General features: G+C 61.2%; 6 protein-coding genes. 4 read left to right on the top strand and 2 right to left on the bottom strand.

What is annotated here, in order from left to right; all coding sequences use genetic code 11:
- Window positions 1-101: 101 nt before the first annotated feature.
- Entirely contained in the window at window positions 102-896 is a 795-nt protein-coding gene (locus QXF46_06120; GenBank protein MEM0226435.1) for a M55 family metallopeptidase, read from the bottom strand.
- 25 nt (window positions 897-921) lie between these two features.
- Entirely contained in the window at window positions 922-1347 is a 426-nt protein-coding gene (locus QXF46_06115) for a hypothetical protein (GenBank protein ID MEM0226434.1), read from the bottom strand.
- A gap of 70 nt (window positions 1348-1417) precedes the next feature.
- On the opposite strand from QXF46_06115, the gene QXF46_06110 reads away from it, so the two are divergent.
- The 4 genes from QXF46_06110 to QXF46_06095 form a co-directional block, all read left to right on the top strand.
- Window positions 1418-2053: a hypothetical protein gene (locus tag QXF46_06110; GenBank protein MEM0226433.1), complete on the top strand. Its 636-nt coding sequence runs from the start codon at window positions 1418-1420 to the stop codon at window positions 2051-2053.
- 48 nt (window positions 2054-2101) lie between these two features.
- Complete coding sequence (locus QXF46_06105; protein ID MEM0226432.1) at window positions 2102-3385, top strand: hydroxymethylglutaryl-CoA reductase, degradative; 1284 nt, start codon at window positions 2102-2104, stop codon at window positions 3383-3385.
- Window positions 3386-3441: 56 nt separating this feature from the next.
- Window positions 3442-6273 carry an ABC transporter permease gene (locus QXF46_06100; GenBank protein ID MEM0226431.1) on the top strand — a complete coding sequence of 944 codons (2832 nt, stop codon included), beginning with the start codon at window positions 3442-3444 and terminating at the stop codon, window positions 6271-6273.
- Window positions 6274-6636: 363 nt separating this feature from the next.
- A partial coding sequence (locus tag QXF46_06095; GenBank protein MEM0226430.1) for a glycoside hydrolase family 3 protein occupies window positions 6637-8098 on the top strand: 1462 nt, incomplete at its 3' end.

The raw sequence follows: 8098 nt of genomic DNA, 5'->3' as shown, positions 1-8098 counted from the left end.
GTCGCTAGGCGTGAGCACCATCTCGGTCTCCCTGCAGCACAACCCGCAGCTTAAGCAGTGGGGCCTCGCGACCCAAACCGTCGGTGTGGGTCTAGCGCTCCTCATAGGAGGGCGTTGAGGCACTCCTGAACGTCTCTCCCCCTGTACGAGACCGTCCTCCCATCGACGCGCTTGACGCCGGGGCGCCTTGCAACCCTATCCGCATCGGCTGGGAGCAGGTAGACAACCTCCACCTCAACCTCCCCACCCGGGTTGAGCGGCTTCAAATCCCCCACGGCTGCTTTCCTCACAGCTCTCTCCGCTGCCTCCCGGATCAGCCTCCAGGATACCTGTGGGTGGAGGCACTCGGCCGCGTACATGCTCGTCGCTCTCTTCACTGCAACCCCTTCAATCCCGGGCAGGAGCTTCTTCGCCTCCTCGACTGCCGCCGCGTCTCCGGCGACCATCGCGAGCGGCACGTTAAAGCTCCCCGCGATAAAAGCCCAGAGGCCCACTTCCCCAACGGGAGTCCCGTTCACGCGGATCTCGACGATCGAGGAGTGGGATAGAGTGTGGCATAGCAGGGCGAGCGGGGCTCCCGCCATCGCGTGCGCGCCCACCGCCAGCACCGCACCGAAGCTCCCGTCGAGGCCCTCCATCTCGAGGATCCTCCGACCCCTTATCAGCTTCGCAGCTGGGGGCAGCTCCTCGAGGATGATGCTGAACGCGGCGCCATGACCGTCGAGGACGACGACTTCGCTGGCCCCTCCTCTTAGCGCGCCCTCGACCGCTGCCCTCACGTCCCCCGTTAGCATCCTCCTAGCCTCCTCGTGGATCCGGCCGCCCGGGTTGATGTCCTCCCAGCTCCCGGCGACACCAGTGGCCCCCTCGAGATCGGTCATTATGAAGACCTTCATCGACGGTTGCGGCACGTCGAAGTATTTAACCGTTCGCCCCCTCAATAACCCTCAACGGCTGAACCAGGGTGAATCGGCAAGCCTCCTGCGAAACCTCCACGAAGGCCGCACCCACTCTCTTCGGAAACCACCTCCCCAGGGTGGAAAGGTGAGCTGAGGAGACGTGTGGAAGGGGGCAGAGGCTCTCGCAACCGGGCCACGATAGAGGGCATGGGTGCCGCACCACCACCCTGATCTCCTCACCCTCCGCTTCAACGCTCGCTTCCACTCCGAAGGCAGCGTAAAGCCTGTCTAGGGAGTTGCGCCAACCACCTTCCGCTTTCAGTCCGAACTTTTCCAGCACTGCTCTAGCAGCCTCCTCCGAGGCGATCTTGGAGAGGCCCGGGGTTAGGCATTTCAACTGGCAGAGGGCGCCCAGGTACGCCTTGAAGAACTCCTCCCTCAGGCTCATTTCCCGCACCACGGCTGCCACCCTTCGGGTAAAAACCCTTTTTGCCTGGGAGCCGAGGCAACCCTGGCGCGTGATTTTGTGGCGTGAGCACGTGAAAGTGCACGTTGAAGCAGACGCGGATCCACCCGCGTACAGGAGCGCGGTAGTTTACGTCACGCTCGGCGAGCCGTTGGAGGGTGTGGGGATTCTCCTCCGCCTGAGGGAGGGGGTGGCTGTGACGGGCTGCTGGCCCCGTTGGCCGGATAGAATGGGGGAGCGCGAAGCCCTATGGTTGGCCACGCTCTACCCGAGGCGCTTCGAGGGAGGGATCGTCTACTCCTTCGGAGTGCGGTTGGATTTGCAGGGCGCGCCGCCTGAAGTGCTCGGCAACCTGAGGTGGGGGCTGAGGGGTCGCGCTATCGTCCTCGAGGCCGTGAGGGAGCCCCGCGTGAGAGCAGTGGTAGGCCCCTTGAGGCCCGGCTTTAAGGTGCTCAGCTCTCTCGGTAGGTTGGAAGTCGTGGGCGAGCCGCTCGCCCGCTACATCGCGATCGAGGGTAGGAGTGTGGCGCTGGAGTTGGAGGCTCCCGGGCAGAGCGTTGTAAGCGGTTACCTGGAGTTCGAGCCTGAGGACGGCGAGATGCCCTTCGAGGTTGAGGTTCTCGGCCTCACCAACCCCGTATTCGAGCGCACGATGATCGTGAGGCTGCGGGACCTGCACCTGGATTAGCTTGACGGGAGCCGGAATCCTCTTAAGCCCCTGTCTCAGGCGCTGCTCATGAGCGGGGAGAGGACTTCACGCATCCCCGAGTTCTACAAGAGGCCGATGGAGGAGAGGCTTAGAATCGTGGCTGAGTTTGCGGGTTTAACGGAGGAGGAGGTGAACCTTCTTAGAAACTTCGGGAACCTAGACCCCGCGATCGCCGACCGCATGATTGAGAACGTGATCGGTGCGATGAGCTACCCCTTCGCCGTGGCTGTCAACTTCCTGATCAACGGCAAGGACTACATCGTCCCCATGGTCATCGAGGAGCCCAGCGTGGTCGCAGCGGCGAGCAACGCCGCTAGAGTCATGCGCCGCGACGGCGGGATCAAGTCGGTGGCCACGGAGCCGATCATGATCGGGCAGATACAGGTGATCGGCTTGAAGAACCCCCATTACGCTCGCATGCTGGTTCTCGAGCACAAGCAGGAGATCATCGAGAAGGCGAACGAGGTCGACCCCGTGCTAGTCCAGGTGGGGGGTGGAGCCAGGGACGTGGAAGCCAGAGTCGTCGAGGGGCCGCGCGGGCCGATGCTGATCGTCCACCTACTGGTGGACGTTAGGGACGCGATGGGCGCTAACGCGGTCAACACGATGGCTGAGAAAGTATCCCCCCTCATCGAAAGGATCACGGGCGGTAAAACGCTCCTGAGGATCATCTCGAACCTTGCCGACAGGAGGCTGGTCCGTTCCTGGGTGAAGGTGTACAAGGAGGACATCGGGGGCGAGGAGGTGGTCGACGCGATCGTCGATGCCTGGGCTTTCGCAGCGTCCGACCCCTACAGGGCTGCGACGCACAACAAGGGGATCATGAACGGTGTAATCGCGGTGGCGCTGGCGACAGCTCAGGACCACAGGGCGATTGAAGCGGGAGCGCACGCTTACGCGGCGCGCGACGGTAGGTACAGGCCTTTGACGGTTTGGGACAAGGATCCTGACGGAAACCTCGTCGGAACGCTGGAAATGCCGATGGCGGTGGGCATCATAGGCGGAGCTATCAGGACCCACCCGGTCGCTAGGATCGCGCTGAAGATCCTCGGCGTGAAGAGCGCGAAGGAGCTGGCTGAAGTCATGGGAGCTGTAGGCCTAGCGCAGAACTTCGCGGCGCTCAGAGCGCTCGCCACCGAGGGCATCCAGAGGGGTCACATGAGGCTCCACGCGAGGAACCTGGCGATAATGGCCGGAGCAACGGGGGAGCTCATCGATCGGGTCGTCGAGATAATGGTCAGCGAGGGTAAGATCAACTTCGCCTACGCAAAGGAGCTCGTTGAAAAGCTCTCGCGGGAGGGGCGGGCGTAGAGTAACGTAACGAAGTTTATAAGGAAAGCTTATTAATCATCAATTCCTTTTCCCCTGTGTCTAAAGCAGCAGTAGTCGCGCTCTTGGTATGCACCCTCATAGCTACAGTTTTTGCCCAACCGCAGCGGCAGCTCGTCATCCGCGTTACGGGCGATATCCCCGACGATCTTACGCTCCGTTTAAGGCTAACATCCGACGATCGAGCGTGGGATCTCGAGTGCGTCCCCCAGGGCGGAGTTTGCAGGCTTGACGTTGAGAGCGTTCCCTTAACCGTAAGCCGTATCGTCACACCCCCGGGCTTCGCTGTTGTGGAAGTCAGGGGAGTGACGGCGGCCACGTTCAGTGGGGAGCTGTGGTTTTGGTTCAGGCCTCAAACGGGCTTCATAGGGCTAGTACCCACAAGGGAGGGTATTGCAGCCAACTTGAACGTCCTACCGCGCGAAGAGGGAGGTGCGCTCACGATAGACGTTGAAGTGCGCAGGGCTCAGGTTGTCGCGATAAATTTGAACCAAACGATCGGAGGGCTTACCCTCTACGCACCAGTCAGGTGGCGGTACAACCTGAGCGAGGAGAATGGGACGCTGCTTATCGTCGTCCCGAGGGGCTTCGACGTGCAGATGGCAGCTGATATCGATGAGAGGTCGAGCCTGGGCAGGGTGTTAGCGAGGGTTGTGAGCTATGGGGTGGCCCAAAGGCCCGGTTTTGCGCGTGGCCTCGTCACAACATTCCCAGTTCGGTACGGGGATCCAAACGCCAGCCTCGCCTACTTCGCTGTGAGAGGGCTCCGGGAGAACCTCGAGTCCTACCTGGCGAACGAAAGGGGGCTTCTCTCAAAGGTTGGCTTCGACGCTGAAGCGTACCTGAGCGACGTGGAGTTTGCCGTCATCGCACTTAAGGGGAGCGAGGATGCGTTCAAGGCTGGCGAGTTCCTAGTCGGGCAAGCCCTGCTCGAGAGGGGGTTGGCGAAAGCGGCATCGGCTCTCGACTCTCTGAGCCAGGCTAAGGCGGACAGCGTTCCCTCCTTCCTGTTCCTACTGACATTCACGCTGTTCCTCTCCCTCATCGTGGGCAACCTGTTTGAGCGGAGGAAGGGGGTTGTAGCAGCAGCGGTTTTCGGGCTCCTCTCCCTGGCAGAGGTGGCTCTCGTACCGTACGCCAGGCTCGCTCTCCTCTACCTCGATCCTAGCGTGCTGCAGAGGGCTTCCCCCTCATCGATGATTACCTCCCTGCTGACTGCTACGCTGGGCTTAGCGATCATAGGCGCCTTCGTGCTTGGGGCGAAGGGTACGGCGCTGAGCGACTTCTTCTGGTACTCCGTCAGGAGCATGAGGAGGAGGAAGCTCAGGGCCATCTTAACAATCGCGACGGTGGCTGTCGTAACAGCTGTAGCCACGGCTTTCCTAGCGCTGGGTTCGACGACCGTAACGAGAGAGGAAACCTACCAGTCCAGCTTCAGGGGTTTAAGCGTGAGCAGGCACGTGACAACGACGATGTACATCTTCAGGGGGCTTGACCAGGCCAACGAGTACATCGTCACGGAGAGCTACGTGCCCTTAACAACGGGCGAAGTGAAGTGGCTGACGGAGGCTGGATGGGTGAAGAGGGTTTACACGGTTAAAGCTGGGCTCTCCATTGTGCTGCACGGGGAGTCGAGGGCGCTGGCTACGATCGTTGCTACAGATGCCATCAGCTTGAGCGGAGCCGCTGTCTCCCGGAGCCTAGCGGATAGGTTGAACGTCACCGTCGGATCCACGATCAGAGTCGCGGGGCGCCCAACCCCCGTTGCGAGCATCTTCAGTGACGACCAGCCCCCAGTCCTTCTGGACGGGACTCCGCTTCTCGAGCTACCGCAAGCGCAATCCCAAGGCATCATCATCGTGCCGCTCGAGCTTGCTCCACCCGGGCTGCAAGTGTACAAGCTGCTGCTAGAGGGTGACCCTCCAGCAGGTTTGAGGGATCAGCTCGTCAGGATGAGCTACGTGTGGAGCGGCAACATGACGACCTCCGGCGGCGCCCAGATAACCACGTACGTGTACGAATCGTTCAGAGTCTGCGAGGCTGACGGGTCTGCAACATCCTGCCTTGTGATCGTGGGTGAGTTCGTCCAAGCCACAGCGGTTCCGGAGTTCATGATCGTCCTCCTCCTTTCCGCCGCTGTAGTGGCGATCTCGCTGCTCGGCTCGATGTACGAGAGGGGGAAGGAGTACTCAACCGTCAGCGCGCTGGGAGCCAGCCCCGCCTACGTCTCAGCTCTCGTGCTGATCGAAGGGCTCAGCTACGGCATCCTCGGCGGAGTTGCCGGCTTCATCCTTGGCCAGTTCTTCCAGAGCCTCGTTCCGGTGAGAGTCGTAGCCGTCAAACCCTCGCCCTTCAGCCCAGCTCTGATGAGCGTTCTAGTCGCCCTGCTGCCCTCCGTGATCGGGAGCGTGCTGCCCGCTAGAGAAGCGGCGCTTAAAGTAGTACCGAGCCGCCTCATGCTGAGGAAGTCCGCCGAGGTGAAGGTCTACCAGGATATGGCGGAAGCGTACGTGCCCCTGAGGATAACGGGCGACGCGGAGGAGTTCGCCCGCTACGTTCAATCCCTCGTTCATAGGGCTCCGCCGGTGGGTTGGGGTCCGATCTACATGAGGGTTGATGTCAGGAGGAGGGACGGGAGGATAGACGAGATCGAGGCGCTAGTCAGCTTCAGGTCGGAGAGGGCGGCTATGTACCTGGCCAAGATCCTCCTCCCGAGGGAGCCGGGGGAGACTGTGAGGGTTGTGGCTCACTCGGCAACAGGCGAGTGGACGATAGACCACAAGGCGTGCGCGAAGGACTTCTTAACCTCGATCCGCGATGATCTGCTACACTACATTGACTGGAAGAAGAGGGTTTTGCAGGCTAAATAAACTCACCTAGCATACGCCCTGCGAGCTCCTTCGGTAACATCGATTAGTAATTTCAGAGGCGATCCTAGTGATCGCTCAGCTAGGCTACCGAGTGGACCCCCCATTCGTAGTTGGTAACATGCAGCTTTCAGGAAGTTGACAGCTTAGACGGGATTTTCTAGGGATGACACGTTGGGTGGGGTTAGAAACAGGCTCGTCGGCGGACTCGGAACTGATTTGATGAATAGACGCGGAAACCTTGATGCTCGGGCGCTTAATCATCTTAACCATCGTACCGGTATTTACCGCTCTGACGGTGTTCGTCTCGTTAAGAAAGGCGGGCGCTGAGCAATTCATTTTTACCATTACGTAATCGATCAGCAAGTGGCGCAACTGGAAATCTCGAAGGCTGTTGAACATCTCCTCTCGCGGATGACGCTGGAGGAGAAGGTTGCGCAGCTGCTCTCCGTCCCCGTCGAGGATTTGGTCGAGGGTAGATCCTTCTCGCGCGAGAAGGCTAGGAGGCTCCTCTCGAACGGTATCGGCTGGATCAGGAGGGTTTCCGGCAGTCGGCTGGGTTTCTCGCCGAAGGAGGCGGCTAGGTTTGTTAACGAGGTGCAGAGGTTCCTCGTTGAGGAGACTAGGCTCAGGATCCCCGCGATCGTATTCGAGGAGTCGCTCGCCGGGCTCATGGCTCCAACCGCAACCTGCTTCCCGCAGGCGATCGCGCTAGCCGCCACGTGGGACCCCGAGCTGGTGCAGAGGGTGGCGGAGGAGATCCGGAGGCAGGCTCTAGCCGTGGGCTGCAGGCACGTTCTCGCCCCCGTGCTTGACCTCAGCTGGGACCCGAGGTGGGGTAGGACGGAGGAAACCTACGGTGAGGATCCCTACCTGGCTGCGGCTATCGGCGTCGCCTACGTGAAGGGCGTGCAGGGGAGCCTGCGGAACGGCGTTTTAGCGACGGGGAAGCACTTCGCTGGCCACGGCTTCTCAGAGGGCGGCAGGAACACAGCACCTGTGCGAGTGGGCGAGAGGGAGTTCAGGGAGGCGGTGCTGTATCCCTTCGAGGCGGCCGTGAAGGAGGCTGGTTTAGCGGCGATTATGCCGGCGTACCACGAGATCGACGGGGTCCCGTGCCACGCGAACAGCTGGCTTCTTCGTAGGATCCTTAGGGATGAGTGGGGTTTTGAGGGTATTGTCGTCTCCGACGGCACTGGAGTCAGGCAGCTTCAGACCTACCACAGGGTAGCGGGGGACGACTTGGAGGCTGCTATTAAAGCGCTGGAGGCTGGGGTCGACATAGAGCTGCCCCACCCGGACTGCTACCGGAGGCTGATCGATGCGGTGCGGGAGGGCTTGGTCTCCGAGAAGAGGGTTGATGAAGCTGCCGCCCGCGTCCTCCGCGTAAAGGCCCTCTTGGGCCTCTTTGAGAACCCCTACGTCGACGAGAGCAGCGTTCCTGACGTTCTCGACAACCCTGAAGCGAGAAAGCTTGCGCGCGAAGCGGCGAGGAAGTCGGTAGTCCTGCTGGAGAACAGGGGTATTCTGCCGCTGAAGGCGAGAAGGATAGCCGTTGTCGGACCCTGCGCTGACGACCCGCTCTGCATGCTCGGCGACTACCACTACGCAGCCCACCTGGGCTTAGATACGCCGGCCGTCGAGGTCGTGACAGTTCTTGAGGGTATCAAAAGGCTCGCGCCCAGCGGCACCGAGATCTACTACGCGAGAGGATGCGGGATCCTCACGGAGGACAGGAGCGGCTTCAGGGAGGCTATCGAAGCCGCCGAGAAGGCTGAAGCCATCGTGGCTGTGCTGGGTGAGCGGTCTGGCGGCTTCTGGCTGGGGA

This window comes from Thermofilaceae archaeon, from assembly GCA_038731975.1.
Taxonomy (GTDB): Archaea; Thermoproteota; Thermoprotei; order Thermofilales; family Thermofilaceae; genus JANXEW01.
The sequence above is the reverse complement of the archived record's forward strand: the minus strand, read 5'-3'. Positions and strand labels throughout refer to the sequence as shown.